At 65.7% G+C, this 25,436-nt stretch carries 27 protein-coding genes; 2 read left to right on the forward strand and 25 right to left on the reverse strand.

What is annotated here, in order from left to right:
* The first annotated feature begins 62 nt into the window (after positions 1–62).
* Positions 63–1,043, forward strand: a complete 981-nt coding sequence (locus ACVW17_RS06255) for a LysR substrate-binding domain-containing protein (protein ID WP_456796896.1) — start codon at positions 63–65, stop codon at positions 1,041–1,043.
* 95 nt (positions 1,044–1,138) lie between these two features.
* Here the strand turns inward: ACVW17_RS06255 and ACVW17_RS06260 are convergent, their stop codons facing one another.
* Genes ACVW17_RS06260 through ACVW17_RS06275 form a run of 4 tightly spaced genes read right to left on the reverse strand, consistent with a single transcriptional unit; the run spans position 1,139 to position 5,739 of the window.
* Positions 1,139–1,855 (reverse strand): glutathione S-transferase family protein, encoded by a 717-nt coding sequence (locus tag ACVW17_RS06260; protein ID WP_456796897.1) that lies wholly within the window; start codon positions 1,853–1,855, stop codon positions 1,139–1,141.
* Positions 1,856–1,886: 31 nt separating this feature from the next.
* Positions 1,887–2,846, reverse strand: coding sequence for a glutathione S-transferase C-terminal domain-containing protein (locus ACVW17_RS06265; RefSeq protein ID WP_456796898.1), 960 nt, complete (start codon positions 2,844–2,846; stop codon positions 1,887–1,889).
* A gap of 22 nt (positions 2,847–2,868) precedes the next feature.
* Positions 2,869–4,269: an amidase gene (locus ACVW17_RS06270; RefSeq protein ID WP_456796899.1), complete on the reverse strand. Its 1,401-nt coding sequence runs from the start codon at positions 4,267–4,269 to the stop codon at positions 2,869–2,871.
* 33 nt (positions 4,270–4,302) lie between these two features.
* The gene (locus ACVW17_RS06275) at positions 4,303–5,739 is read right to left on the reverse strand and encodes an MFS transporter (protein WP_456796900.1); all 1,437 of its coding nucleotides are present in this window, start codon (positions 5,737–5,739) and stop codon (positions 4,303–4,305) included.
* Positions 5,740–5,867: 128 nt separating this feature from the next.
* Between ACVW17_RS06275 and ACVW17_RS06280 the strand changes: the two genes are divergently transcribed.
* Entirely contained in the window at positions 5,868–6,773 is a 906-nt protein-coding gene (locus ACVW17_RS06280) for a LysR family transcriptional regulator (RefSeq protein ID WP_456796901.1), read from the forward strand.
* A gap of 52 nt (positions 6,774–6,825) precedes the next feature.
* Here ACVW17_RS06280 and ACVW17_RS06285 read toward each other — a convergent pair whose 3' ends face one another.
* The 21 genes from ACVW17_RS06285 to ACVW17_RS06385 form a co-directional block, all read right to left on the reverse strand.
* Positions 6,826–7,062 carry a DUF2274 domain-containing protein gene (locus ACVW17_RS06285; protein ID WP_456796902.1) on the reverse strand — a complete coding sequence of 79 codons (237 nt, stop codon included), beginning with the start codon at positions 7,060–7,062 and terminating at the stop codon, positions 6,826–6,828.
* Complete coding sequence (locus ACVW17_RS06290; RefSeq protein ID WP_456796903.1) at positions 7,059–8,267, reverse strand: TrbI/VirB10 family protein; 1,209 nt, start codon at positions 8,265–8,267, stop codon at positions 7,059–7,061. The genes ACVW17_RS06285 and ACVW17_RS06290 overlap by 4 nt, the downstream gene beginning before the upstream one ends.
* A complete protein-coding gene (trbG, locus tag ACVW17_RS06295; RefSeq protein ID WP_456796904.1) occupies positions 8,264–9,337 on the reverse strand; it encodes a P-type conjugative transfer protein TrbG in 1,074 nt (357 codons plus the stop codon). The genes ACVW17_RS06290 and trbG overlap by 4 nt, the downstream gene beginning before the upstream one ends.
* The gene (gene trbF, locus ACVW17_RS06300; protein WP_456796905.1) at positions 9,334–10,023 is read right to left on the reverse strand and encodes a conjugal transfer protein TrbF; all 690 of its coding nucleotides are present in this window, start codon (positions 10,021–10,023) and stop codon (positions 9,334–9,336) included. The genes trbG and trbF overlap by 4 nt, the downstream gene beginning before the upstream one ends.
* Positions 10,024–10,025: 2 nt before the next feature.
* A complete protein-coding gene (gene trbL / locus ACVW17_RS06305) occupies positions 10,026–11,390 on the reverse strand; it encodes a P-type conjugative transfer protein TrbL (RefSeq protein WP_456796906.1) in 1,365 nt (454 codons plus the stop codon).
* Positions 11,387–11,716, reverse strand: coding sequence for a putative entry exclusion protein TrbK-alt (gene trbK-alt, locus ACVW17_RS06310; RefSeq protein WP_456796907.1), 330 nt, complete (start codon positions 11,714–11,716; stop codon positions 11,387–11,389). Before trbK-alt ends, trbL begins: the two co-directional genes overlap by 4 nt.
* Before the next feature lie 10 nt (positions 11,717–11,726).
* Entirely contained in the window at positions 11,727–12,470 is a 744-nt protein-coding gene (gene trbJ, locus ACVW17_RS06315; protein WP_456796908.1) for a P-type conjugative transfer protein TrbJ, read from the reverse strand.
* On the reverse strand, positions 12,467–14,905 hold the full coding sequence (gene trbE, locus ACVW17_RS06320) for a conjugal transfer protein TrbE (RefSeq protein ID WP_456796909.1): 2,439 nt from the start codon (positions 14,903–14,905) through the stop codon (positions 12,467–12,469). Before trbE ends, trbJ begins: the two co-directional genes overlap by 4 nt.
* A gap of 7 nt (positions 14,906–14,912) precedes the next feature.
* On the reverse strand, positions 14,913–15,188 hold the full coding sequence (locus ACVW17_RS06325; RefSeq protein ID WP_456796910.1) for a VirB3 family type IV secretion system protein: 276 nt from the start codon (positions 15,186–15,188) through the stop codon (positions 14,913–14,915).
* On the reverse strand, positions 15,188–15,529 hold the full coding sequence (locus ACVW17_RS06330; protein ID WP_456796911.1) for a TrbC/VirB2 family protein: 342 nt from the start codon (positions 15,527–15,529) through the stop codon (positions 15,188–15,190). Before ACVW17_RS06330 ends, ACVW17_RS06325 begins: the two co-directional genes overlap by 1 nt.
* A complete protein-coding gene (gene trbB, locus ACVW17_RS06335) occupies positions 15,526–16,476 on the reverse strand; it encodes a P-type conjugative transfer ATPase TrbB (protein ID WP_456796912.1) in 951 nt (316 codons plus the stop codon). Before trbB ends, ACVW17_RS06330 begins: the two co-directional genes overlap by 4 nt.
* A 228-nt stretch (positions 16,477–16,704) precedes the next feature.
* Positions 16,705–17,163, reverse strand: coding sequence for a CopG family transcriptional regulator (locus ACVW17_RS06340; RefSeq protein WP_456796913.1), 459 nt, complete (start codon positions 17,161–17,163; stop codon positions 16,705–16,707).
* Between the two features lie 7 nt (positions 17,164–17,170).
* Positions 17,171–19,165 (reverse strand): conjugal transfer protein TraG, encoded by a 1,995-nt coding sequence (locus ACVW17_RS06345; protein ID WP_456796914.1) that lies wholly within the window; start codon positions 19,163–19,165, stop codon positions 17,171–17,173.
* A gap of 38 nt (positions 19,166–19,203) precedes the next feature.
* Complete coding sequence (locus tag ACVW17_RS06350; RefSeq protein ID WP_456796915.1) at positions 19,204–20,943, reverse strand: relaxase/mobilization nuclease domain-containing protein; 1,740 nt, start codon at positions 20,941–20,943, stop codon at positions 19,204–19,206.
* Between the two features lie 354 nt (positions 20,944–21,297).
* On the reverse strand, positions 21,298–22,014 hold the full coding sequence (locus ACVW17_RS06355; protein ID WP_456796916.1) for a lytic transglycosylase domain-containing protein: 717 nt from the start codon (positions 22,012–22,014) through the stop codon (positions 21,298–21,300).
* A 4-nt stretch (positions 22,015–22,018) separates the two neighbouring features.
* Positions 22,019–22,354, reverse strand: coding sequence for a DUF736 domain-containing protein (locus ACVW17_RS06360; RefSeq protein WP_456796917.1), 336 nt, complete (start codon positions 22,352–22,354; stop codon positions 22,019–22,021).
* A gap of 33 nt (positions 22,355–22,387) precedes the next feature.
* Positions 22,388–22,933, reverse strand: a complete 546-nt coding sequence (locus ACVW17_RS06365) for a S26 family signal peptidase (RefSeq protein WP_456796918.1) — start codon at positions 22,931–22,933, stop codon at positions 22,388–22,390.
* A complete protein-coding gene (locus ACVW17_RS06370) occupies positions 22,930–23,448 on the reverse strand; it encodes a DUF2840 domain-containing protein (RefSeq protein ID WP_456796919.1) in 519 nt (172 codons plus the stop codon). The genes ACVW17_RS06365 and ACVW17_RS06370 overlap by 4 nt, the downstream gene beginning before the upstream one ends.
* Positions 23,445–23,699 carry a ribbon-helix-helix protein gene (locus ACVW17_RS06375; protein ID WP_456796920.1) on the reverse strand — a complete coding sequence of 85 codons (255 nt, stop codon included), beginning with the start codon at positions 23,697–23,699 and terminating at the stop codon, positions 23,445–23,447. The genes ACVW17_RS06370 and ACVW17_RS06375 overlap by 4 nt, the downstream gene beginning before the upstream one ends.
* Positions 23,696–24,334 carry a ParA family partition ATPase gene (parA, locus tag ACVW17_RS06380; RefSeq protein ID WP_456796921.1) on the reverse strand — a complete coding sequence of 213 codons (639 nt, stop codon included), beginning with the start codon at positions 24,332–24,334 and terminating at the stop codon, positions 23,696–23,698. Before parA ends, ACVW17_RS06375 begins: the two co-directional genes overlap by 4 nt.
* Entirely contained in the window at positions 24,331–25,422 is a 1,092-nt protein-coding gene (locus ACVW17_RS06385) for a replication initiator protein A (protein ID WP_456796922.1), read from the reverse strand. Before ACVW17_RS06385 ends, parA begins: the two co-directional genes overlap by 4 nt.
* Positions 25,423–25,436: the final 14 nt, after the last annotated feature.

Below are 25,436 nucleotides of genomic sequence, written 5' to 3' on the forward strand. Positions count from 1 at the left end.
GCACCATCAACCTGAAAATCAGATTATTCGGGACGCTTCATCCCGATTTTCGGGACGGTTGGATGCGCCTCACCAATCTCGACATGGACGCTTTACGCTCCTTTGTCGCCGGCATCGACGCCGGATCGTTTGCGCTGGCGGCGAACCGATTGGGGCGCTCGACCTCGGCTGTGAGCGCCCAGCTTAAGAAACTCGAAGACCAGGCGGATGTCGCTCTGGTGCGCAAGTCTGGCCGTGGACTGACTTTGACGAATAGCGGCGAGGCGCTGCTTTCCTACGCGCGACGGCTCCTGGATCTCAACGACGAAGCGATAAGCGCGGTGCGCGGCGTCGAGCTGGAGGGCTGGATCCGGCTTGGGCTGCAGGAAGACTTCGGCGAAACATTGCTCCCGCAGGTGCTGGGCCGCTTTGCCAGAGCCCATCCAAAAGTCCGGATTGAAGGGCGGATCGCGCGCAATCACGAGCTCCACGACAAGCTGGCGTCAGGGCAACTCGATCTCGCCTTGGCTTGGGATGATGGCTCCGCATCGGCCACAACGCGACATATGGCTGGCCTGTTGCCGCTTCGCTGGCTGGGATCGACCTCATGTGCGCCGGCTTGGAGAGCGGCTGATCGCGAGCCGCTGCCGCTCGCTATGCTCGAAGCCCCATGCGTGTTGCGGACGATCGCGTGCGAACAGTTGGACAGGAAAGGGTTGGCCTGGCGCATCGCATTCGTCAGCCCTAGCCTGGCCGGCCTTTGGGCCGCAGCGGCCGCTGGCCTTGGCATCGCCGTGCGTACTCCCATTGGGCTGCCCCCGGCTGTTTGTCCACTGGATGCCGGCGCTTGTGGTTTGCCTGAACTGCCGTCCCTTGGTTTGGTCCTTCTTCGGCCCAAGAAAGACATTGGGCCAGTTGGGGAGCATTTGGCCGCGATCATCCAAGAGGCGCTGAGCGCATTCTTGCCGGTCGAATGGCAACCGGTCGCGCCAGTCGGCGGCTTTGAGGAAGCCGCTTCAAAGGGCGTCCGGGCGAGCAGGAGGGCCGCTGCGCCGTCGGCATGACCGCAGGCGCGTCTCGCGAATCGCGTGGCCGAGTTGGCGGCAGAAGCACCGTCCTTTCGCACGGCTGCCCGCGGGCCGGCACAACAGCGCACCCGCTATGCGCTTTGAAAAATAGCGATCCTTTCATTCGTTAGCGCCCGCTGGACGGCTGGCCTTTGCACGAGCACCTGGCTCAATCGCGTCCAGGCGGGACAAAGCCCTTCCATATCCAGGCTGAGGCGGGTCCGGCCCCAGTAGTAAAAGACGAGCAGATAGGGATCGACGATGCTGTACCCTTCGGGGACTGCCCATGCGCGGCCGTCTGCGAGGACGCGTTCGATGTAGGCGAAGCACTTGCAGACATTTTCGCGGCCGCGATCCCTGACTGCTATGAGGCCGTTCTCATCGGTCGTGAAACGATGGGCTCGCCACATCTGGGCGAAGGCCATTGAGTGTAGATCGCTGGACAGCCAGCTCATCCACTCGATGCACCTGGCCTCGGCGGCCGGATCGGATGGAAGCAACCTTGCCGCCGGATTCGTGCGCGCCAGGTAGGTGAGGATGGCCGGCACCTCTGTGAGAAGGTTGTCCGCGCCGCCAACCCGGCCGGCGACACCGAGCAGAGCCGGCACGCGAGCTTTGGGATTGATCGCCTTCCAGGCCGGAGTCGACGTCGCCTCACCCTCCCGCGGTCCAGAGGCGGAAATCAAAGTCATCTCATACGGCTCGCCGATCTCCTCGAGCACGATGTGCGGTGCCAGCGAGCACGTACCTGGTGAGTAATAGAAGATGGGCTTGCTGGCTGGCCGGCGGGTCGGGGCGGAACTGGTCATCGAATCCCGGGCTCCTGCATGCGAAACAAGGTCAGGCCGCCTTCAGACAGTTTGTCGAGGGAAGGTCAGGCACGATGCCGCGCCTGGTCGTGACCGCCCAATCCCCATCGTAGTAATGCATCAGGATGTGGTCATATCGGGTGGTTGCGGCGACGCCCGGCAGATCGTGGATCCGCTTTACGAATGCCGGCAGGCACCGATAGTCCGCCACTCGCCTGCGGGTTGCGCGGAAGAGCGGGTTGTAGACCGCGTCGAATCGCACGAGCGGCGGATAGGCCAGGACATCAGCGAGCGTTGGGCGCTCGCCAAGAAGAAAGGGCCGTCCGTCGTCGAGCTGCTGGTCGAGCTGGTCGAGGAAGCCGAAGAGCTCGTCCATCGCCGCGTCATATCCCCTCTGGTCGCGTGCGGCGGCGACGTCATAGACAGTTTCAGCGAGGCTCTTCGCGATGCGCGCGGTCAATCGCTCGAGTTCGTGCTCCAGGTCCGGGGGAGAGAGGTCGAGGCGATCGCCGCCGCCGAGCTCATTGAATGCGTCATTGAGCATGTGCGCGATCTCCAGCGACTCATTGCTGACGATGCGCCGCGAGCGCTGATCCCAAAGGACGGGGACGGTGACTTTGCCCGTGTAGTTCGGTGATGAGGTGCCATAGGCCTCGTACAGGCACCGAAACCCGTTGCCGGCGCGATCGACTGTCGACAGGGCCGTGTCGCCGAATACCCAGCCGTCCGGCGTGTCCCAGAGTGGATGCAGAACGGAGTGGTCGACGACAGCGTCGAGCCGCTTCAGCGCACGCACGACCATGACACGGTGCGAAAATGGGCAGGCCGGCGAGACGTAGAGGTGGTAGCGCCCGGCTTCTGCCGGGAAGCGGGACGATCCGTCGGGCGCAATGCGTTCGCGAAAGCGTCCGGCATGAATCATCCTCTGCGCGTCGAGTTCGGGCGTCGGCGGGATCTCGCCGCGCCATGTTCCATCGACCATCAACTTCATCGAACGTGACCTTCGCTGGAGGTCAGACCGGCGGATGCCGGTGATGCCAATCGGTGACCTGCTGGTAAGCGTGGCCGGCGCGCACAAGCAGCGCTTCGTCGAGCGGGCGGCTCACAAGTTGGAAGGACAGCGGCAAGCCTTTAGGAGAAAAACCGCCCGGCAAGGTGATTGTCGGATTGCCGGACATATCGAAGGGCGTAGCGAAGCGGATGAAGTCCGAAAGACCTTCCGCCGTGGCGAAGAGCTCCTGCTCCTGGGCGAGCGTGAAATCGGCGCGCGTCTGAGTCGGGATCAGCAGCAGATCGATTTCAGTAAAGAGCGCGGCGAGGTTGCCGGTGAAGGCGAGGCGCTTGTGATGCGCCTCCATGACCTCCATGCCCGTGGCCGCGCGGCCAGCCTCAATGAGATTGCGAAGCCCGCCATATTCGGATGAGCGGGCCGGGTACGTGGCTTTGTGCGCGATGGCGGTTTCGGGGGCGCAGATCGTTCCCCAAGCGGTCGTCACCATCACGCCGCTCGGGTCCGGCAAGGTCACTTCCTTGACGTTCGCACCCAGCGTTTCGAAGACCCTTCTTGCTTCGCGCACCGCTGTGACCGTCACCGCATCGCAGCCTGTCTCGTTGTAGGCCGCGTCAATCCCGATCCGGACCGCGCGAATTCCCGTCTCGATCTCGCCGAGGTAATCAGGGACGGGAGCGCTCAGGGTCGTGGGATCATTGCTGTCCCGCCCGGCGATCGCACCGAGCATGACGCCGGCGTCGGCCGCGGAGCGCGCCATCGGTCCGATGTGATCCAGGCTTTCGGCGAGTGCGAACACGCCGTAGCGACTGACACGGCCCCAGGTTGGCTTCAGCCCGCTAATGCCATTGGCCGCGCTCGGAAACCGGATCGATCCGCCCGTGTCGCTGCCCAGAGCGCCGAAACAAAGGCCGGCCGCGGTCGCGACGCCGGAGCCGCTCGATGATGCGCCTGCGTAATAGTCGCTATTCCAGGGATTGCGGGGTGGGCTGATCTTGGGATGATGGCTGACAAAGGCGCCTTCCGTATTTTGCAGCTTGCCGAGCAGCACTGCTCCCGCATCGCGCAGGCGCTTCACCACGGTCGAGTCATGGTCAGGCACGTGATCGGCATGGATCGTCATGCCCGCCGCCGTCACAATGCCCGCCGTATTGCAAATGTCTTTGACGGCGATTGGGACGCCATGAAGCGGACCGCGATCGTCTCCAGCGGCGATCTCGGCATCGGCGGCCTCAGCCTGCCTCAAGGCAAGATCAGGCGTCACGGTCGCGTATGAATGGAGCGACGGATCGATTTTCGCGATGCGATCCAACAAGGCACGCGTCAGCTCGACGGCGGACACCTTTCGCGCGCGGAGCGCGGCTGAGGCTTCGAGGAGCGTGGCGTAGTGCATGTAGGTGGTCATTTCAGGAGCCTCGGCGAAGTTGTCGGTTGCGGTTCAGAGGGGCTTAGGCGCCGGAGCGGCGGGTGCGGCGCTCGATTGGTGAGCGGCGAGCCATAGCGACAGGAGCGCCGCGAGGCTGATCAGAGTGATGTTGGCGGCGAGAGCGAGCGCAAAGGCGTGTGCGTAAGCGGCGGCGCTCTGATCGCTTCCCAGCGCGCGATAGAAGATGCCGCCGACGATGGCGACGCCGAGCGCTGCGCCGATCTGGAGGGTCGAGATCACGATCCCCGAGGCGAGACCTGCGTGACGCTGGTCGACGCCGCCAAGCACGGCCTTGATCACCGACGGCATGACGACGCCGAAGCCGAGACCTGCGCCCACGAGCCCGACTGCGAGAGCTCCGGGAAGCACGTTGGTGACCGCGAGCAGGACAAGCCCGAACCCCAGGATCTCAAGAAAGAAACCGAGGGTCAGGGCGCGGATCCCGAGGCGCTGCATCACGGGGGCGGAGAACAGCGAACTCACGAAATAGCCGACCGCGAACGGAAGCGTTGCCAAGCCCGCTTCCATCGGCGATCGTTGAAGCCCGCTCTGCAGGTAGACCGCGAAGGTCAGATAGAACGACGAGTGCATGTAGAACGCCAGCGCCATCACCAGGCCGGCCACGAACGCGCTGCTGCGGAAGAGTGACAGCGCGACCAGGGGATCGCCGCCGCGGGCGGAAAGGCGGGCTTCGAACCGCGTGAATGCCAGCAAAGCGATGGGGCACGCGGCCAGCATCACGATCATCCATGAAGGCCAGCCGGCCTCACGCCCTTCGACCAGCGGATAAACCAGGAGCGCCAGGGCCAGCGACAGAAGGGCTACGCCACCGAGATCGAGCTTCTGCGCATGCGCTGCGCGCGAGTCGCGGAGCACGATCGAGCTTCCGATCAGCGCGACGAGGCCGATCGGAAGATTGATCAGGAAGATGGCTTGCCAAGCGAAGCCGAACGGATGCGCCGAGATGAGAACGCCGCCCAGCACCTGACCGCAAATGTTCGCGAGTCCGAACGTGGCGCCGTAGAACGCGAGCGCCAACCCTTGCTCTGCGGCGGGGAAAAGGACGCGGATCGACGCGAGCACCTGAGGGGCCATCGCTGTCGCCGTCAGACCTTGAAGGATGCGGCCGACGATCAGCACGCTCGGCGACCAGGCAATCGCGCACAAGAGGGACGTCAGCGTGAAGCCGGCGACGCCCAGCATAAACATGCGTTTGCGGCCGAACAGGTCGCCTAGACGCCCGCCGGTGATCAGGAAGACGGCGTACGTCGCCGCGTAGGCCGAGATGATGAACTCGATCTCGCTTGAGGATGCGCCCAGGTTCTGACGGATGGCCGGGAGAGCCAGGTTGACCACGTTGAAGTCGAGGACCGGGAGGAAAGCGCCGATCAGAAGGATTGGCAGCGCCAGCCACCGGCGCGGGTCTCCGGCCGCCTGGTCGACGGCCATTGTGGTCCCTCGGCTCGCTTCAACCTGCATCCTTACCTCCGGCGCTTGCCATATCCGGATTTAGGGTTGTTCACTGAAGAACAGACATTCTATATTTTGGAAAACGCCGTTTGCAGAAATGGACAGGCATGGACTGGGATGATTTGCGTCTCGTGCTCTGCGTCGTGCGGGAGGGCACGCTTTCAGGAGCCGCAAGGCGGCTTGGCGTGACGCACTCGACCGTGTTCCGTCGCCTGGGCGCCATCGAGGCGCAAATCGGGGTTCGGCTGTTCGAGCGCTTCCGCGACGGCTATGTGCCGACGCCAGCTGGGGAGACCGCGGCCGAGACGGCAGCTCGGCTCGAAGACGAGGTGCTGACCCTGGAGCGACGGCTTGCGGGCCAGGACCTGAGGCCTTCGGGGCTGGTTCGGATTACTACGACCGATACGCTCGGCACGATCCTTATGCGCCACCTGCCCGCGATGCGGCAGCTACATCCGGAGATCCAATTCGAGGTGGCCATCTCGAATGCGATGGCAAACCTCAGCCGACGGGAGGCGGAGATCGCGATCCGGCCGACGCCCGACCCCCCCGAAATCTTGGTGGGACGGCGCATGGCGGACATCGCGCACGCGATTTACGGATCAGAGGAATACCTGTCCCGGAACAAAGCGAAGGACCTGCTAGTCCACGATTGGATTGGGCTCGACGACGCACTGGCGAGCACCGCGATCGGTCGATGGATTCACGAGAACCTCCATGCCGCGCGGATCGCCTGCCGCGTCGATGCTCTTCCCGCGGCGCGGGACGCGGCGCTCGCGGGGCTGGGTCTCGCCTTGCTGCCTTGTTACTTGGGTGACCCGACGCCGGGACTTCGCCGTCACGTCCGGAAGGCGACGAATGAGCCGCGGTCGGCGTTGTGGCTGCTCACGCATGACGATTTGCGGCGCACCGCTCGAATCCGCGCGACCCTCGATTTTCTGGCAAAGGCGTTTGGCTCGGACCGCGCGCTCTTTGAGGGAAAGCGGTTCACATCGTCGGGCTCTCGCCACTAGCCGGCCCTTAAGCCTGCCGGCCTTCAAAAGGCTCCTGTTTGGGGTGGAACGCCTATGGCGTTTGCCGAATGGTGGGCCGCTTTCGCGCCTTTGCAAAACCGCGGTCAGTCGACATGAACCGGGTCAACATCGGTGGGATGAGCTTCGCAGGCTCGATGGCGGATTGTCCGGTCTCTTGCCCCAGGACTTGTCCGTAGGCGAGTAGATCGCGGTGGACCTGAGCCGGCAGTTCGACGGTAAGCTTGACCGGCTTGTCATCCTCGATCGCGCCGAGCTTGAGCTTGGTCACGGCTTTCCTCCTTCGCGGAACGGCGCAAGCACCAGATCGCGCGTGACGATGACGCGCACCGGAAAGCCAGGTCGGATGGTCAGCGTCGGCTGGATGTTGAGCTGGCGCTGGACGATCTGCTGGCCGGTCTGGCTGATGCTGTTTGAAGCGCCGCTACGGATCGCCTGGACGAGGTTGTTCTCGTCCTGGCTTGTGCCCGCCTCCGCGCCGACGCTGAGCAGGGTGGAGAGGACGGCGGCCTTGAACAACATGCCCCAATGGTTGTCGACCTCGTCCTCGAGACCGGCATTGCCCTGCGTGTCGGCGCCCGGCTGGCGCTCGAGAACGATTGAAGCGCCGTCGGGCATGATGATCCGGGTCCAAACGAGGAGAACTCGGCTCTGGCCGAACGCAACGGAGCTGTCGTACTGGCCGATGAGCTTTGCGCCCTGCGGGATCAGTAGATATCTGCCGGTGGGGCTGTCGTAGACCGCTTCTGTCACCTGCGCGGTGATCTGGCCAGGCAGATCCGAACGGATACCCGTGATCAGCGCGGCGGGGATGACCGTGCCCGCCTGCACCACATACGGTGAGGCCTTCAGCGCAAGCCGATCAGGGCTGACCGTGCGCTTGTCGGTCGATGCGTTCAGGAACGCTGTTTTGCGGTCCTGCATGTTCTGCGCGGCGCCTGCGTCGATGGGCGCCGCCGCCGTCGGCCCCGCTGCTGCCGGAGCATCAGCCGCTGACGTCGCGAGCCCTATTGGTTGCGGCTTCTGATTGGTCGGAGCAAAGAGACGGCTGAGGCGCGCAGCCTCGATTTCTTGTGCACGGCGCTGCGTTTCGGGATCAGGAGATGTCGTGGGCGCGATGGCGTTCGGTGTGGCTCCCGCGTTGAGGATCGGCTTGCCGAGATCGCCGGGCAGCGGCGGTCCAAGTGGGGGCGCCTGGCGCGGCAGGCCGGTATAGTCCCTCGGTAGTCCGACCAGGCCTTCAGCAGATGGGCGGTTCTGCGTAGAAAGCAATTCTTGGCTGTTCTGGGTCTTATTGCGAGTCTGAAGCGCATACCCGAGCGCGCCGGCGATAGCGAGCGCGGATACGGCGCCGAGACTGATCAGAACCTTCCGCGACAGGCGGGTGACGCGCGGGTACTCGCCCCGCAGACGAAGGTCCGGCGGCGTCCGTGGTTCGATCGGAGGCCGGGTTTGCTCGTCCGGTGCGTCGATCATGACCGCGGCCTTCCGTCGGCGCGAACGATCCGAACGCGGCGCTCGCTGTCCTTGTCGCCAAGACGCAACTCGGCGGCGGCGAAGAGGCGATCGACGATGTAGTAGTTGCCCTTTACGCGGTAGTTCACGAGCTCAGAACCGCCCGCCGGCCCGATCACGAACAGTGGCGGCATCTCTCCTTGCCGGATGCCGGACGGGAATTCGATGAAGACCTTGTGGCCGTCATCGAACGCGCGGAGCGGCCGCCAGGCCGGACCGTCGCCCTCGATGGCGTAGCGGAAGTTGATCGAAGCGAGGTCCACGCCGGTGGCGATGGGCGCCGCTTCCTCGGCCGCCGTGTTCTGCCGTCGCAGCGCGATCAGCTGATCCTCGGCATACTGCCAGGACACCGACGCCATGTAGGTCTTCTCCGTCGAGCGGAGCTCGAGCAGATACGTCCTGCGATCGGTGTTGATCACGAGATTGGTGACGAGGTCCGGCCGCGTGGGCTTGACCAGGATATGGACCTTCTTCGTCGCGCCGGCGCCGCTCTCGGTATCGCCGATGATCCAGCGCACGGTGTCGCCGGCGGCGACCGGGCCCGAGCCCACCAGCTGCTCCCCTTCCTGCAGCGCGACGTCGGTGATCTCGCCGGGCGCGGTATAGACCTGGTAGAGGGCGCCCCCCGAGAAGGGATAGATCTGCACCGCGTTGATGAAGCCGTTCCGCACGGGCTGTACGCGTGCGGCCGCGTTGGCCTGATTGACGCGCACGGCGGGATCGGGCGCTTCGGGCGCTGATTTCGAAGGGTCGAGCGGTTTGAGCTGCCCCGGCAAGGGCAACGGCTTTGGCAGCTCGACGATCTTGATGGGTGCTGGCGGATCGACGGTAAGTTTCGCCGGCGTGGCGCTGTCATAGTTGATATCGGGCGGGATGAACTTGTGGGCACAGCCGCCGAGCACGGTTGTCGACATCAGCAAGACCGCAATAGCGGCTTTACGGAAAGCCGCAGCCCCTCCTTCCCGGTGCGACTGAGATGTTGAGATGCGCGAAGCCGGAGCGCCGGCTTCCATGGAAATCGGCGGGTTCATTGTCCCAGCTCCTTCGACCAGTTGATGGCGGTGACGTAGATACCGAGCGGGTTCTTGCGGACCACGTCGGCGGAAGTCGGCGATTGGATCGCGACGGTGAGGATGGCGGTCCAGCGCGAGGTCTCGGCGAGCGCCCCGTCTTGATAGCGACGCTCGACCCATTCGACCCGGAAGCTCGAAGGCGAAGCGCGGATGACGCTCGAGACATCGATCGCGATCTGCTGCTTGCCGAGCTTGGCAAACGGGTCGTTGGCGCGTGCGTAGTCGTTGAGCGCCTGCGAACCGGAGGTCGTGGTGAAGTCGTAGGCCTGCAGCCAATTCTGCCGGACGATGATCGGATCGGCCGGAAGCGAGCGGACCATCTGGATGAAGTGCGCCAGGTACCAGGCGATCTGCGGATCGCTCGGAGAATAGTCCGCTGTGGCGGGCGCAACAGCTTGCGCCTGGCCGAGCTTGTCGACCTGCACGACCCAGGGCACGATGCTGCCATGGGTCGATTGCCAGACCAGGCCGCCGGCCAGACCCATTGAGAGCGCAAGCGAACCGAAGGCCATGAGCCGCCAGTTCTTGGCCTGAACGCGTGCGGACCCGATGCGTTCGTCCCAGGCCTGTGCGGCCCGCTGGTAAGGCGTTTCGGGTTCGGGCGTGCGGCCGTAGCGCACGGTTGAGCGACGAAAGATCGCCATTGTCATTCTCCTCCCGAGAGGTCGACGGAGTGACCGCCGCCATGGCTGTCGCCGGATCTGAGGGCCTGGACGGCCGCCTGCGCGCCGTGGCTCAGCGCCTGATCGCGCTTCATTCGCTCGGCCCAGGCCGGCGGGTTCGAGGCGCCGGAGCTTTCGCCGGCGGGAACCGGTGACGCGGCGCTGCCGGCTTCGCCGATCGTGCCCTCGGTCGACGCACCGCCGGTCGCGGCAAAGCTCGAGCGCGCACCGGCTTTGAAGCTTTCACTCATGGAGCCAGCAGCACGGCTTCCTGCGCGTTGCATCGGACCCGCCGCGGACGCAGCGGCAGCCCGTGCCACGCCGCCGAGCCCGGCGGCGACACCGGAGGCACCGGACCGACCGGCTGAAGCGAGGCTGTAGGCGGACGAGGCACCGCCGGCCATCGCCGCGCCGCCGCGAGCGGCTGCAGCCGCGCCTGAGGCCGCGGCCATCGCACCCCTCCCGGCCAGGCCAAGTCCGCCAGCGCCCGCCATGGCCGTTCCCGCCACCGCGAGCCCGGTGCCGACGGCTGCGCCTGCGCCGAGCTGCGGCGCGCCGGATACGAGGCCAGTGGCGATGCCGGGGCCGAAGATGCCGAGGCCCAGCATCGCGAGCGCGGCGAGGACGACCGAGAGCGCCTGTTCAATCGTCGGCTGCCCGCCAGCATAGGTCTGCGTGAATTGCGCGAACAGGCCTGTGCCGATTCCGACGATGACCGCGAGCACCATCACCTTCACGCCGGACGCGACGATGTTGCCGAGCACCTTTTCGGCGAGGAAGGCGGTCTTGTTGAACAGCGCGAAGGGGATGAGGATGAAGCCGGCGAGCGTCGTCAGCTTGAACTCGATCAGCGTAACGAAGAGCTGCACCGCGAGAATGAAGAAGGCGATCAGGACCAGGAGCCACGACACCATCAGCACGGCGATCTGAACGAAGTTCGCGAAGAAGCTGGTGAAGCCCATCATCTGGCTCGCCGCGTCGAGCAGCGGCTGACCCGCATCGAGCCCGACCTGGGCGAGCTTTCCGGGCCGCAGGAAGTCGGCCGTCGAGATCGAAGAGCCGCCCGCTTTCAGGCCGAGTCCGGCGAAGCTGTTGAAGACGATGGCGGAGAGATTGTTGAAGTTGGTGATGATGAAGGCGAAGAAACCGATATAGAGCGTCTTCTTGACCAGCCTCTGGAGGATGTCCTCATCGGCGCCCCAGGCCCAGAAGAGGCCCGCCAGTGTGATGTCGATGACGATCAGCGTTGAGGACAGGTAGCCCACCTCGCCCTTGATCAGGCCGAAGCCGGAATCGATGTAGGTCGTGAAGGTGTTGAGGAAGGTATCGATGACGCCGACGTTGTTCATCGCGCCTCTCCTGCAGAAGGGGTGGCCGGCGCAACCGCGCCCGGGGGCGTTTGTGGCGGCAGAGGTCGCGCCGGCCGGCCGAAGAAGCGCTGGCGGTTCTCCTCCCAGACCGCGACGCAGTGCGGATCTTCGGCGTCCTGGGGGCCGAGCGCGCCGCAGCGACGGAGCTCGGCCGAGAGGGTGTCGGACGCTGGGGTCGGCGCGGCGGGAGACTGTTCGGCCATTGGACCGGTTGGGCGCCGGTTGGCCAGAACAAGGCTCACGATCACGATCGCGATCAGCGCGAGGATCGCGACACCGCGGAAGATTTCCGACCGTCCCAGCATCGCCGGCGACTCAATGGCCGCTGAACATGGTGACGTTGCCCGGCTGGTAGCCGCTGCGCGTCGCGAAGGTCTTGTAGTTCTGCTGGCCCTGGGCCTCGGCCGACGCGGCCCGCGCTTGCTCGAGCGCGTCAGCGCGGCTTTTCGCGGAGATGACCGCGACCAAGTCCGAGAGCTGCTGGGATTGCAACGCGAGCAGCTGGTTCCCGGCTTGGGCTGCCTGCAGCGCGCCCGTGGCGTTCTGGCTCGCCGAGACCAGCGAGCTCATGGCGCTGGAGTTGGCGGGCATGTTTCCGACAACGCCGGCCTGAACCTTCAGGCTGTCCTCGAAGGCGGCGACCGAATTCTGCCAACGGGCCTGCGCGTTCGCGACCATCGCGGTCGTCGATCCTGATCCAGCGGCCGCGCCGTAGCTCGTCGAGAAGGCCTGCTCGATGCGCTGGACGTTGAAGGCGATATTCTGTGCCTGGCTCAAGAGCGACTGCGTCTGGGCGATCGACGACTGGAGCTGAGTTAAGGTCGACATCGGCAGGTTCGCGAGGTTGCGCGCCTGGTTGACCAGCGACGTGGCTTGGTTGGTCAGCATCTGGATCTGGTTGTTGACCTGCTGCAACTCCCGCGCGGCCGTCAGAACGTTCTGGCTGAAGTTAGTCGGGTCGTAGACGGTGAATTGTGCAGAGGCGGGAGCGGCGGAAAGGCAAAGGGCGAGCGCGATGGCGCTCGCGGTCGCGGTCGCGAGAGAGCGCAGTTTGATCATGGCAGTTTCTCCAGATTGATGAGCCCGGGAATGAGGTCGGCGGCCCAGAGAAGTTCATGGGCGGCGAGCCAAGCGGTGGCGAAGGACTCGCCGCCCTGGTCTGCGATCACGCGCTCGATGGCGGCATGGTCGGCTTTGGACGATGCGGCGCAGAAGGCGAGCGCGACCGGGCCTAGCCCCAGCTCGAACAGGCGATTGCCGCGCCGCGACTGGCAGTAGTAATCGCGCTTGGGCGTGGCGCGCGCGAGGATCTCGATCTGCCGGTCGTTGAGGCCGAAGCGGCGATAGATCGCCGTGATCTGCGGTTCGATCGCGCGCTCGTTCGGCAGGAAGATACGGGTCGGGCAGCTCTCGACGATGGCGGGCGCGATGTTGCTGCCGTCGATGTCGGAGAGGGACTGGGTCGCGAAGACGACCGATGCGTTCTTCTTGCGCAGCGTCTTCAACCATTCGCGCAGCTGCTGCGCGAAGGCCGGATCATCTAGCACGAGCCAGCCTTCGTCGATGATCAGCAGCGTGGGCCGACCGTCGAGGCGCCCCTCGATGCGATGGAAGAGATAAGTCAGCACCGCCGGTGCCGCGCCTGCGCCAATCAGCCCCTCCGTCTCGAAGGCCTGAACAGAAGCGGACCCGATCTGCTCGGTCTCGGCATCGAGCAGCCGGCCGGAGGGACCGCCAACGCAATAGGGTTGGAGGGCCTGCTTCAGCGCGGTTGATTGCAGCAAGACCGCCAAGCCGGTAATCGTGCGCTCGCCGACTGGCGAAGACGCCAGCGATGTCAGAGCCGACCAGACGTGTTCCTTCACGGTGGGATCGATGCTCACGCGCTCTTTCGACAGAATCGCGGTGATCCAATCCGCCGCCCAGGCGCGCTCGACCTGGTCGTCGATCCGCGCGAGGGGCTGAAGCGAGACAGACTGCTCAGAGCCCGCGGACAGGTTGCCGCCGAGGTCATGCCAGTCGCCGCCCATGGCCATTGCCGCGGCGCGGATTGAGCCGCCAAAGTCGAAGGCGAAGATCTGGCTGTTGTGATAGCGGCGGAATTGCATCGCCATCAGCGCGAGCAGCACGGACTTGCCCGCGCCTGTAGGACCTACGACCAGCGTGTGACCGACGTCGCCGACGTGCAGGCTAAGTCGGAACGGCGTCGACCCCTCGGTCTTCCCGAAGAGCAGCGGCGGCGCCTGGAAATGTTCGTCTCCGGCGGGGCCCGCCCAAACCGCCGACAGCGGGATCATATGCGCTAGGTTCAGTGTCGAGACCGGCGGCTGGCGGACATTCGCGTAGGCGTGGCCAGGGAGACTGCCGAGCCACGCTTCGAGTGCGTTCACCCCTTCCGGCATGCAGGTGAAGTCCCGACCCTGGATCACCTTTTCGATGAGCCGGAGCTTCTCGGCCGCGAGACCTGCGTCCTCGTCCCAGACTGTGACCGTCGCGGTGACGTAGGCCTGACCGACATCGTCTGAGCCCAGCTCCTGCAACGCCATGTCGGCGTCGGCGGCTTTGTTCGCGGCATCCGAATCGACCAGCGCCGAGGATTCGTTGGTCATCACCTCCTTGACGATGGCGGCGATGGACTTGCGCTTCGCAAACCACTGACGCCGGATTTTGGTCAGCAGTTTCACTGCTTCCGCCTTGTCGAGCAGGATCGCGCGGGTTGACCAGCGATACGGGAACGCGAGACGGTTCAGTTCGTCGAGGATGCCGGGATGGGTCGCGGACGGAAAACCAATGACGGTCAGCGTGCGCAGGTGGTGGGCGCCGAGGCGCGGTTCGAGGCCGCCGGCAAGTGGCTCGTCGGCCAGCAGCGCGTCGAGGTGCATCGGCGTCTCGGGGACGCGCACGCGCTGCTGGCGAGTCGAAACGGTCGAGTGCAGGTAGCTCAGGGTGTCGCCGTCATCGAGCCACGCCACTTCGGGCATGAATCCCTCGACCAGCTGCAGGACGCGGTTGGTGCGATCGATGAAGCCATGCAGGAGCTCCCAAGGATCGACACCCGTTTGCGCGCGCCCCTCATAGAGCCAGCCCTCGATGCGGGATGCTTCCTGCGCCGGCGGCAGCCAGACGAAGGTCAAATAGTAGCGGCTCTCGAAATGCGTTCCCGCCTCTTCGAAGGCATCCTGCCGTTCGAGGTCGACCAAAGCCGAAGCTGGGTCTGGAAAAATCGAGTGCGGATAGGTCTGGGCGGCGACCCGTTGCGCTTCGACGAAGATCGCCCAGCCGGAACCGAGACGGCGGAGCGCGTTGTTGAGGCGGGCGGTGACGCCGACCAGCTCGGCCGGGGTGGCGCTATCGAGATCGGGCCCGCGGAAGCGAGCCGTGCGCTGGAACGAACCATCCTTGTTGAGGATGACACCCTGCTCAACGAGCGCGGCCCAGGGCAGAAAGTCGGCGAGGACCGCGGGGCGAGAGCGATATTCGGCGAGGTTCAGCATCTGTGCCTCACACGCCAAAGTGCGCGGGGTAGCGGAGGTGGCGGCGGACGACGTCGACGAATTGTGGGTCGCGTTTGGCGGCCCAGACCGCCGCGGCATGACCGACCGCCCAGATGAGGGCGCCCGGAATCCAGAGCCGCAGGCCGAGCGCGATCGCCGCGGCGAGTGTGCCATTGGCGATCGCGACAGCCCGCGGCGCGCCGCCCATGAGGATGGGGTCGGTGAGCGCACGGTGAACCGGCGCGAAGAAGCCGGGCACGTCGGGGTCGACGATCGCGACCATCAGACCAGCGCTCCGCCCGAGAACGAGAAGAAGGACAGGAAGAAGCTCGACGCCGCGAAGGCGATCGACAGGCCGAATACGATCTGGATCAGACGGCGGAAACCGCCGGATGTGTCGCCGAAGGCGAGCGTGAGGCCGGTGACGGTAATGATGATCACCGAGATGATCTTGGCGACCGGGCCCTGCACCGACTCCAGGATCGAGTTCAGAGGAGTCTCCCACGGCATCGAGGAGCCGGAGGCGTAGGCGGCAGGGGCGAACCACAAACTGAGCGTAGTCAGGGCGACCAGTTCGCCGAACCGGCGGCTGAAATTGCGGGCGATTGCCAGGACACGGATCATGCGAGATCTCCGGGGTTTGGGGTTTCGCCGCCCGCCCCGGCGGACTGGACGCGGTAGTCGCCGGTGGCGGGATCAAGACCGGCGACGGATGCGAGTTCGGAGAGGCGGCGTTCGCTGCCGCGCCCGCGCAGCACCGCGACGAGATCGATGGTCTCAGCGATGAGTGCCTTGGGGACGGTGACGACGGCTTCCTGAATGAGCTGTTCGAGCCGGCGCAGCGCGCCGAGCGCGGTGCCGGCATGGATGGTGCCGATGCCGCCCGGATGGCCGGTGCCCCAGGCCTTCAGGAGATCGAGCGCCTCGGCGCCGCGCACTTCGCCGATCGGAATGCGGTCCGGGCGCAGTCGGAGCGAAGAGCGCACTAGGTCTGACAGCGAAGCGACGCCGTCCTTGGTGCGGAGCGCGACCAGGTTTGGCGCGCGGCACTGGAGTTCGCGGGTGTCCTCGATCAGCACCACACGATCAGCGGTGCCGGCAATTTCCGCCAGCAGCGCGTTGGTGAGCGTTGTTTTGCCGGTCGAGGTGCCGCCCGCGACCAGGATGTTCTTGCGGCCTTCGACGGAGGTCTTGAGCGTGGCAGCTTGGCCCGCGGTCATGATGCCCGCAGCGACATAGTCGTCGAGCGTGAAGACGGCGACTGCCGGCTTGCGGATCGCGAAGGTCGGGGCAGCGACGACTGGCGGCAGGAGACCTTCGAAGCGCTCTCCCGTTTCGGGCAGCTCGGCCGAAACCCGCGGCTTTTCCGCATGAACCTCGGCGCCGATGTGGTGGGCCACCAGGCGCACGATGCGTTCGCCGTCGGCGGCGGAGAGAGTCCGGCCACTGTCCTCAAGGCCGCCGGAGAGCCGATCGACCCACAACCGGCCGTCCGGATTGAGCATCACCTCGACGATCGACGGATCTTCGAGGAACCCGGCAATTGCGGGCCCGAGCGCGGTGCGCAACATGCGTGCACCGCGTGAGGACGCCTCAGAATGAAGTGGAGTAATCGCCACGTTCGTGCCCCGTCAGTGGCCGACCGCAAGACGCGATCAGCGACGGGGACGAGTAGAGAAGGCAACAAATAGGGCGATTCAACAAGTAATCAGGCGGCGTAGCGCAAGGGCGTAGCGTAGAGAAAAAATACTTACCCGGGGCAAAATCGGTTTTGATGCTTCTGGCGGAACATCGGCGCTTCATGGGCCGTCGGAGCTCGCATCCGAGGAGCGAGTCGCAGAATCCTCGACGTCGTCGGGTATCTCTTGCCTGAGCCTGGGTCCTTGGCTGAGACGACGTCCAAGCGCGGCGACGAAGTTGTCATATCGCGCTCCGGCTTGGGCCCGCGCGGCCTTTGCCGCCGGCTCCGGCAATGCCGGCGTCGTCGTGAGCCAGAAGCGTATGAAGAGGGCGAGGGTTTCGAGGGCGATACCGACGTCGCGCTCCAGGCGCGCGAGCCGGCGGTCCTGCTGGTCGAGCCGCTTGGCGACGGCGGCCTCGCGTCGCTCGTCTGCATCCGGCGAGAGGAACGAGGCGATGGCCGCTTCGGCGATCAGCGACATCGGTTGATCTCGCCGCGCCGCGTAAGCCGAGAGCGAGCGCATCACATCCGGATCGAGGTAGACGGAGATCTGCGCCTTCTTCTTTTGCGTCGGCATGGTCGCCTCACAGTCCGAGATCGTCGTCAGGGTCGAGCGAAGCCTGGCGGGCGAGGCCTTGCATCAGGTCGTTCATCCGGCCGACACGTGGCGCGTCCTCCTCGTGCTCGTCGGTCGGATCGAGTGCGAACTCATCATCGATCGGCGCCTTCTTCTCGACGGTGCCCGAGTTCAGTTCGGGCTGACGACGCCGATCCGCATTCTTCGGATCCTCGTCTTCGCTCTCCCCGGCCTCGTCCTCCCCATCCCGCGTGGTCCCCGGTGACGGGCGTGGCGGCAAGGGCCGCGTACTCCAATCGTCGGCTTGGCCCTGCTTCGCACGCGACGGCATTGGCGGAGGGAGAATGCGTTCCTTCAGGCGCGCGTCCTCATAGTAGCGCGCCTTCTTTGCGCGGATCGGATGTAGGCCGGACACCATGACGATCTCGTCGCTGGGCGGCAGTTGCATGATCTCTCCCGGGGTCAGAAGCGCGCGCGGCGTTTCGGATCGTGAGACCATCAGATGTCCAAGCCAGGGCGACAGCCGGCTGCCGGCATAGTTCTTCATCGCCTTCATTTCGGTGGCGGTGCCGAGCGCATCGCTAACGCGTTTGGCCGTGCGCTCGTCATTGGTCGCGAAACTCACGCGCACGTGGCAATTGTCGAGGATCGAGTTGTTGGGTCCATAGGCTTTCTCGATCTGGTTCAGCGACTGCGCGATCAAAAAGCTCTTGATGCCGTAGCCCGCCATGAAGGCCAGCGCGCTCTCGAAGAAGTCGAGCCGTCCGAGCGCCGGGAATTCGTCCAGCATCAGGAGCAGCCGGCGCCGTCCCGCCTTCGCCTGCAGGTCTTCGGTAAGCCGGCGTCCGATCTGGTTCAGGATGAGGCGGATGAGTGGCTTGGTCCTGTTGATGTCGGAAGGCGGCACGACGAGGTAGAGCGTCGCCGGCCGTTCGCCCTTGACGATGTCGTCGATCCGCCAGTCACAACGCCGCGTCACTTCAGCGACGACGGGATCGCGGTAGAGACCGAGGAAGGACATGGCGGTGCTCAGCACGCCGGACCGCTCGTTGCCGGATTTGTTCAGCAGCTCCCGCGCGGCGGAGGCGACGACGGGATGCACGCCGGCTTCTCCGAGATGCGGCGTACGCATCATCGCGGCGAGCGTGGATTCGATCGGCCGCTTGGGATCGGAAAGGAACGACGCGACGCCGGCGAGCGTCTTGTCTGCCTCCGCGTAAAGGACGTGGAGGATCGCACCGACGAGGAGCGCGTGGCTGGTTTTCTCCCAATGGTTTCGCTTTTCCAGGCTACCCTCTGGATCGACCAGGATGTCGGCTATGTTCTGGACATCGCGCACCTCCCATTCGCCGCGGCGGACCTCGAGCAGCGGATTGTAGGCTGACGACTTCGGATTGGTGGGATCGAATAAGAGGACACGGCCGAGCTTCGCGCGGAAGCCGGCGGTCAGCTGCCAGTTCTCGCCCTTTATGTCATGGACGATGGCCGATCCCGGCCAGGTCAGAAGCGACGGGATCACCAGTCCGACGCCTTTACCCGAACGGGTCGGCGCGAAGCACAGGACATGCTCCGGGCCATCGTGGCGCAGATAGTCGCTATGATAGTGCCCCAGCACTACGCCATCAGGTCCGAGCAACCCCGCGCGTTCGATCTCCTGAAGCTGCGCCCAGCGGGCCGATCCGTAGGTCTCGGCGTTCTTGGCTTCCCGCGCGCGCCAGACCGACATGCCGATCGCGACGGCCGCAGCGATGATGCCGCCGGATGCGGCGATGTAAGCCCCTTCGACGAAGATCGATGGCGCATAGGCGTCGTAGGCGAACCACCACCAGAAGAAGGCCGGCGGCGGATAGAAAGGGAAATGCAGAAGCTCGAACCAGGGATGCCCGAGCTGCGGCTGAAACCCGAGCCGCCAAGCCGTCCATTCGGTCGCGCTCCAAATGGTCAGAAGCACGATTCCGAAGACGGTGATGACTTGACCCCAGAGGATCTTGGTCGCCGACATAGAGGTCCCTTGCTGAGAAAGTGGGTGGGAGAGGTTGATCACAAGCCGAGCCCCTGCTTACGGCCAAAATCCCAATCGACGCCGCCGTCGCGGCGGGCGACCCCGGATACGTGTCGGCCGAGCTGCTTTTCGAGGGACGGTGTCCAGGGCACGAGCTGGAAGCCCAGGCCGTCGTCGATCATCGCAAAGCGGCCCGACGCGAGCGCCAGCCGTCGCCGGTAGGTTCCGGCCACATACTCGCCGGCCGCTGCTGCGTTGAACGATTGGCCTGTTTCGGCAGCGAGGCGCTCACCGAGCGCTTCAACTTCCCGGCGTCGGAGCGTGTCGACGAGGCCCTGGGCGAACACCGGACCGCGCGGCTGGCGCTCGGCCAACCCCTGTTCGACAAGTTGGTCGGCCCGGCGCTCCATCGCCTCGCGGACCTCGGCGGCGAAACCTGCCTGGCCGAGCGCCACCGGATCGCGCGCGACGGCTTGGCGATCGAGCCAAGTGGCGCCGCTGGCGGTGATCTGCGCCTCGATCGTGAGGTCGGATCGGACCGCGAGCGCGACATGGCGGCGTCCTTGCGCGTCGTCGAACTTGCGCAGCTCGACAATGGAGCCAGGAGCGCTGTCGCCTGCGGCGTCGAGGTCGGGAAATTTGATGTGGTGCGTGCGTCCGTCGACGCCATCAACGACCGCGTAGGCCGTGCCCTTGAGTTCGTCGTCAAGCCCGCGATCTACTAGCCTGCCGACGATTGGCACGTCGAGGCTCTCGCCTGAAAGGACATAGCCGGCGGCGGCGCGTTCGATGCCTCGCTCGGTCAAGCTGCGGTGGATGCGCTTAATGATATCGCCGCGCTCGCCGAGTTCACGCAGTGCGGCCTCGGCGGATGGATCGAGCGTCCACTGGCCCGAGCCGGCGTGGTGGGCGAGGCCGAGGCTCTCCAGGCGCCGTAAGCGACCGACCTTCAGCGCTTCGAATGGATCAGGCTGGCGGCCCGCATCTGGTGCGACGTCGATGACGCCGTGGCGATCGGCGTCGCGCGCCAGCTGGCGATCGAGCTGCGTCCAGCGCTCCGCTTCGACCTGGCGCTCCAGCGCGCGACGGATGTCGAGATCGCTGCGCAACCCCAGTTCCTGAGTGACCAAGTCCTGGGCGCGGGCCCGCATGCCCTCCTTGATGTAGTCGCGGGAGATGACGAGGTCCTGCCCGTCGTCGGTGACGCCGCGCACGAGGATGTGCACATGGGGATGCTGCGTGTTCCAGTGGTCGACGGCGACCCAATCGAGCTTGCTCCCGAGATCCTTCTCGATCTGCCCCACCAGCTCCCGGGCGAAGCCCTTGAGGTCGGCCATATCCGGCGCGTCCTCGGGCGAGACGATGAAACGGAAATGATGCCGATCGTTCTGGCACCGGGCGGCGAAGGCATTGGGATCCACCTCATCCGTCTCCGGCCCGAACAGCCTCGCCTTCTCCCCGTCCCGGGTCACCCCCTCGCGCCGCAGGTAAGTAAGATGGGCGCCGAGCGGCGCGCCGCGCCCTGAATGGCGAACCACGCGGGTCTTGACGGTGACCAGCCGCGATCGGGCGGTGAGCAAGCGATTGGCGCGCACGCTGGCGACGCGGCCACGGCCAAAGGCAGAGCCCCGGCCGCTGCGCAGCAAGCCCTGGCGAGAAACCCCGCCGCCCGCGCGCTGCGCGGCCGCGAGGGCTTGGGCGACGAACGGCTTCGCGCGTTGCGCGCGGGTTGATCGGATGCGGCCGGGACGCGGCTGGAATTCGGTCTCGTCAGCCATCGCCAGCCTCTACAATGTGCGCAAACGCCAGCTTCAACAAAGGAATGCGGGGCCGGCGCACATTGCGCCTCATGGCCGCACATTGCTTGGCCGCAGAAAAATTCCAGCAAAAACAACCGACCGACCGAGCCGCACCTTGCGGCCTTTTATCTCGCCCTCGGTCGGTTGTTTTTCGCGCGGCTACCCCCTTCGTGCTTTCCTTTTCTCGTGAGCTCGCCACATGACGCCCGGCTGCGAAGTGCAGAAGCTTCGTCGGATGCCGACACCGCTTGCTGACGGTAGAGCCGTCATCGACGCCGATCGTGCAGGCGGACGGCCGGGAAGACCAAGAAGGACCGCACGATGGGGCGGCCGTCATGACTTCGGCCCCCCGACTAACACCCGCACGAACAGGCCGCGCGCCTGCGGCTCGATCGCCGAGACGTCGCGCACTGAAACGTCAGCGCCGTTATTCGTCGCCGACGGTTTGGGTGTTGTGGAATCGACCGCGTCTGCGCTTGTCCGGCGCGCGATGAAGAGCGGCGCCCGGGCCCATGACGGCGGATCGGCCGCTGTCGGAATGGCGGATTCATCGATGGTGCCGCCCCCGACAAACGAGACGAGGGCTGCCACGTACGCGACCGTCTCCGGCGGGAGCGGACGGTGCCGATCACGGTAAGCTTCGTACCGTCGCGGCCCCGCGTTATACGCAGCAAGAAACCCCGGGGAACCGTAGCGATCGAGCATTTCGCGGAGGAATGCGGTGCCCGCCAGGATGTTGTCGTGCGGATCGAACGGGTCGCGCCCGAGGCCGTAGCGTATGCGAAGCGCCGCCCAGGTCTCGGGCATGAGCTGCATCAGTCCGAGCGCCCCCTTGCGCGAGACGGCGCGCCGGTCGCCTCGACTCTCGGTACGCATGATCGCGCGCAGCCACGCCGCCGAAATGGCGAAGCGCTGCGCCGCCTCGGCGATCAAAGCGGCGTACGGCTCGGGGGCCGCCTGCACCGCAGGCGGCACCGGTTGCGCAAGCGCGGACGCGGTTGGCATGCCGAGGTCCGGCAGGATCGCAAGCAGGATTAGCGCGCGGCGCATGGCCTCAGGCTCGCTCGCCGCGCTTCGGCGGACGGTTCCAGCTCAGCACCCAAGCGGACTTGTCGTCGCCCGACTGGAAGAGGTTGGCCCGGATCGGTTGCGCCAGCGCCGGATCGTCGATGACGAGCGAGATATATTCGCCGGCCTTCTCGCCGGTGCGCGTCCAGCCCGCGCCGATCTCCGGACCCTCGCCGTCGCCGAGGTGGATGCGGTAGTCCGGCGCATTCTCGGCATCGGAGGATTCCGCCGGAACGAGGGAAAGGTCACGGTAGAAGAAGAGCGTCTGTATCCGCCCGCTGAAGCCGGATTGATCGCGGGTGAATTGACCTATCTGCGCCATGGAAATCTCCTTTGTTGGCGGTTGGGAAGCGGATCATTGGGTGGCGGCGCGCCAGACGAAGCGGCCGTCGCCTTCCTCGTCGGTCCAGAGCGGGATCGCGCGGGCGACGATCGAGGTGATGGGGAGCGGACCGAAGTAGCGGCCGTCCAGGCTGTCCGGCACGGTCGGGTTCATCAGGAAGATTTGGTCCGGCCGCAGGGTGTCGCAGCCGCTCCAACGTGGCAGCGGCCGTCCGAGATGGTCGAGGTCGTGCGCGGTGCCGACCGGCACGCCATCGACCGTGACCGCGTCGCCAACGCGGCAGACGGTCTGACCCGGGAGCGCCATGACGTGCTTCAGAAGCGGCACGCCAATCGGCAGGTAGCCCCGGTCCGAAAGCAGGCGCGCGATTGCGTCGGGCGGCCGCACGACTACCAGCTCGAGCGCGTGGAGTGGGCCCGCCTGCGCCAGCCGGTAAAGGCCAGTTGGCGTGCTGGCGGTGGCGTTCCAGATGAGCCGCGGCGCGGGCCGAATGATCGCGAACGCGCCGGCCGCAAGGACCGCTAGGTATGTCGTGATGACGCGGCCGAAGGGGCTCATAGGATGACCCTCCGGCGCTTCAACCACGCTGCGTGCTGCTCGCGCGTATAGGGTCTGGGCTCATGCCCCGCCGCGAGCCGATTGCTGAGGTGGCGCCAATACTCGGGCGCGGCGTCGGCAGGGTCGATGTCGAGGGCCTCGATGGCGTCGATCGCCTGCAGGACGCGCTCGACCCTTGGCCAATTGTCGACGCGGAGCAGGATTTCGCCGCCTGGGCGCACATAGGGCAGCGTCTGATAGCGCTCGCCCGCCTCGACCGCGCGGACGATGTCCATGCGCGAGACGACGGTGCCGAAGTCGTTCGAGGCCCAGCGGACGAATGCGAAGATGCTGTTTGGCCGGAAGCTGGAGACGCTGCGGCGGCGATCGAGGATCTTCTCGTCGGCGCGCCGTCCGAAGCGGAGCCAATGTTCGATTTTGTTCTCGAACCAGGTCAGTTCGACCTCGGTGAGGGCGATGGTGCGCCGATGCGACGGCGGCACCACGCGTGTTGGTGCTGGCTCGTTGTCGTTCATGAGGGTTCTCCGGCGTCGGCAGGGAATTCGCGCGCGAGGAGTTCGCGCAGCATGTCGGCGACGGTGATCCCGCGCCGGAAGGCGGCGACTTTGATCCGGCCCCGCTGGCTCGGTGTAACGTCGATGGTCAGGCGCGCCGTGAACGCCGCGGCGTCGGTCGCTCGCGCCGGCGACGCTTCCGGCGTCTTGATCCAGCGCTCGGCGTCGCTGGGCCTTGCGGCGAATCCGCGCCGCGGGGATCGCTCGTTCATGATGCGATCCTCGAGACTTCGGCAGCCAGCGCGGCGACCTCACGTGCGGCGGCAGTTTGTTCGCCGAGCTCAAAGACGAGACGGCCGGACTGCGCGGCGTCGGCGAAGACGACCCGCTGGCCGATGGTGCTGGCGAGGACCGGCGGATCGTGATCGGCCAGCGTGTTGGCGGTTTCGCGCGCGATGACGGTGCGCGCGCCGCACCGGTTCAGGATGAAGCGCGCGGCAAGCTGCGGCCGATAGATCCGAGCTTCGCGCAACAGCGCGAGCATTTCGGCGGATGCCCAGCCATCGAGCGGAGACGGTTGTACGGGAATGAGCACGAGGTCCGCGGCGAGCAGCGCCGAGCGCATCAGCCCGGCGATCCGTGGCGGCCCGTCGATCACCACATGATCGCTGCCGCGCGCCAGTTCCGGGGCTTCGCGGTGAAGGGTGTCGCGCGCCAGGCCGACGACACCGAACAGGCGGGATGCATTCTCGCGAGCGCGCTGTTGCGACCAGTCGAGCGCCGAGCCTTGTGGATCGGCATCGATCAGCGTGACGCGCTTGCCGTGCAACGCGAGCTCGCCGGCGAGATGGAGGGCAAGCGTGGTCTTGCCGACGCCGCCTTTCTGGTTGAGCAGGGCGACGATCATCGCCCCCCTCCCGGCTTGCGGTCGAGCAGCGGTGGCGTTATCGCCGTGGCTTGCGCCGCTCGGTTTTCCGCAGCGCGCACACCCCCAAAACAAGAGTTAGAGTCTGAGTTAGACTCTAAGTTAAGGCCTGGAATCGTCGTTTCAGGCCAGAGCGCTAGTTGCGGTTGGTGCGTGCGAAGTCCCGACGGGGCTGCTTGCGAAGTCCCGATGGTATTTGCGTGCGAAGTCCCGACCGCATGCACAGGGCCATCCACAGGGACCCGGGACAAGTGTGCGGGCAGGATGCGGAGAAGCTCGCGCCGTCCGCTGCGTTCGACGTGCAGGCGATAGCCGGGCAGCGACTGGCGCTCTGCGAGGCGCCGGATTTGGAGGGCGAAGTCCGAGACCCGCACCATGCTTCCCGACTTTTCGTGAAGATGCGCGATCTCGAAGAGCCAGCCCTTGGGCTGACGGCCGGCATGTTTGCGCGCGACGCGGTATAGCCAGCGCTCAATACCGCCGGTCAGACGGAAGTAGCTGGGATCGATGGCCAGCACGAGCGACCGGTCGATAACGCCGCGATAGAACCAGTCGGGCAGGACGAATTCCATGCCCTCGACGCGACCGTCGCGTGTGGTGCACTCCGCCCATTCGTTGATCCAAGAGAACTGGTGACGGCGCCAATGTTCTCCATTGCGGATGGAGGTTCGGACGACGGTCGACTGCAGGCGCGCAAGCGCGCCCTTCAAGAGCTTGTAATCGCGGGCGCCGGTCTGGCGGCCGATCGCCGTCAGAAGCTGGTAGGGCGTGAAGCGCAGAAATCGCGAGGTCTTAAAGCCGAGGTCCTCCGCCTCGACGATCTGGCTCGCCGCCCAAATGAGGACGTCGGCATCCCAGATGGTCGCCATGCCGTGCTCGGGAACTGCGTAGACTTCGACGCGCACGCCGCCGGTTTCGTAGAGGATCGGAATCGTGCGCCGCGTCTTGGCGAGGGAGAAGAACGGCCGTTCCATCAGGTCGCGCTGATCGCGAGGGCTGGCGTCGCCGGTCGCGACGACGAACGGTTCAAGCTTGCTTCGTTCGCTCGCAGTGATGGCGCGGGATGACACGGAAACCACCCGCT

The sequence above is a fragment of the Bradyrhizobium sp. USDA 4473 genome (assembly GCF_054063335.1).

What these genes read in the sequence shown, in the direction of transcription:
- ACVW17_RS06255 (WP_456796896.1), top strand. Translation starts at nt 63, where the DNA reads ATGCGCCTCACCAATCTCGACATGGACGCTTTACGCTCCTTTGTCGCC.
- ACVW17_RS06260 (WP_456796897.1), bottom strand. Translation starts at nt 1,855, where the DNA reads ATGACCAGTTCCGCCCCGACCCGCCGGCCAGCCAGCAAGCCCATCTTC.
- ACVW17_RS06265 (WP_456796898.1), bottom strand. Translation starts at nt 2,846, where the DNA reads ATGAAGTTGATGGTCGATGGAACATGGCGCGGCGAGATCCCGCCGACG.
- ACVW17_RS06270 (WP_456796899.1), bottom strand. Translation starts at nt 4,269, where the DNA reads ATGACCACCTACATGCACTACGCCACGCTCCTCGAAGCCTCAGCCGCG.
- ACVW17_RS06275 (WP_456796900.1), bottom strand. Translation starts at nt 5,739, where the DNA reads ATGGCCGTCGACCAGGCGGCCGGAGACCCGCGCCGGTGGCTGGCGCTG.
- ACVW17_RS06280 (WP_456796901.1), top strand. Translation starts at nt 5,868, where the DNA reads ATGGACTGGGATGATTTGCGTCTCGTGCTCTGCGTCGTGCGGGAGGGC.
- ACVW17_RS06290 (WP_456796903.1), bottom strand. Translation starts at nt 8,267, where the DNA reads ATGATCGACGCACCGGACGAGCAAACCCGGCCTCCGATCGAACCACGG.
- trbG (WP_456796904.1), bottom strand. Translation starts at nt 9,337, where the DNA reads ATGAACCCGCCGATTTCCATGGAAGCCGGCGCTCCGGCTTCGCGCATC.
- trbF (WP_456796905.1), bottom strand. Translation starts at nt 10,023, where the DNA reads ATGGCGATCTTTCGTCGCTCAACCGTGCGCTACGGCCGCACGCCCGAA.
- trbL (WP_456796906.1), bottom strand. Translation starts at nt 11,390, where the DNA reads ATGAACAACGTCGGCGTCATCGATACCTTCCTCAACACCTTCACGACC.
- trbK-alt (WP_456796907.1), bottom strand. Translation starts at nt 11,716, where the DNA reads ATGCTGGGACGGTCGGAAATCTTCCGCGGTGTCGCGATCCTCGCGCTG.
- trbJ (WP_456796908.1), bottom strand. Translation starts at nt 12,470, where the DNA reads ATGATCAAACTGCGCTCTCTCGCGACCGCGACCGCGAGCGCCATCGCG.
- trbE (WP_456796909.1), bottom strand. Translation starts at nt 14,905, where the DNA reads ATGCTGAACCTCGCCGAATATCGCTCTCGCCCCGCGGTCCTCGCCGAC.
- ACVW17_RS06325 (WP_456796910.1), bottom strand. Translation starts at nt 15,188, where the DNA reads ATGGTCGCGATCGTCGACCCCGACGTGCCCGGCTTCTTCGCGCCGGTT.
- ACVW17_RS06330 (WP_456796911.1), bottom strand. Translation starts at nt 15,529, where the DNA reads ATGATCCGTGTCCTGGCAATCGCCCGCAATTTCAGCCGCCGGTTCGGC.
- trbB (WP_456796912.1), bottom strand. Translation starts at nt 16,476, where the DNA reads ATGTTGCGCACCGCGCTCGGGCCCGCAATTGCCGGGTTCCTCGAAGAT.
- ACVW17_RS06340 (WP_456796913.1), bottom strand. Translation starts at nt 17,163, where the DNA reads ATGCCGACGCAAAAGAAGAAGGCGCAGATCTCCGTCTACCTCGATCCG.
- ACVW17_RS06345 (WP_456796914.1), bottom strand. Translation starts at nt 19,165, where the DNA reads ATGTCGGCGACCAAGATCCTCTGGGGTCAAGTCATCACCGTCTTCGGA.
- ACVW17_RS06350 (WP_456796915.1), bottom strand. Translation starts at nt 20,943, where the DNA reads ATGGCTGACGAGACCGAATTCCAGCCGCGTCCCGGCCGCATCCGATCA.
- ACVW17_RS06355 (WP_456796916.1), bottom strand. Translation starts at nt 22,014, where the DNA reads ATGCGCCGCGCGCTAATCCTGCTTGCGATCCTGCCGGACCTCGGCATG.
- ACVW17_RS06360 (WP_456796917.1), bottom strand. Translation starts at nt 22,354, where the DNA reads ATGGCGCAGATAGGTCAATTCACCCGCGATCAATCCGGCTTCAGCGGG.
- ACVW17_RS06365 (WP_456796918.1), bottom strand. Translation starts at nt 22,933, where the DNA reads ATGAGCCCCTTCGGCCGCGTCATCACGACATACCTAGCGGTCCTTGCG.
- ACVW17_RS06370 (WP_456796919.1), bottom strand. Translation starts at nt 23,448, where the DNA reads ATGAACGACAACGAGCCAGCACCAACACGCGTGGTGCCGCCGTCGCAT.
- ACVW17_RS06375 (WP_456796920.1), bottom strand. Translation starts at nt 23,699, where the DNA reads ATGAACGAGCGATCCCCGCGGCGCGGATTCGCCGCAAGGCCCAGCGAC.
- parA (WP_456796921.1), bottom strand. Translation starts at nt 24,334, where the DNA reads ATGATCGTCGCCCTGCTCAACCAGAAAGGCGGCGTCGGCAAGACCACG.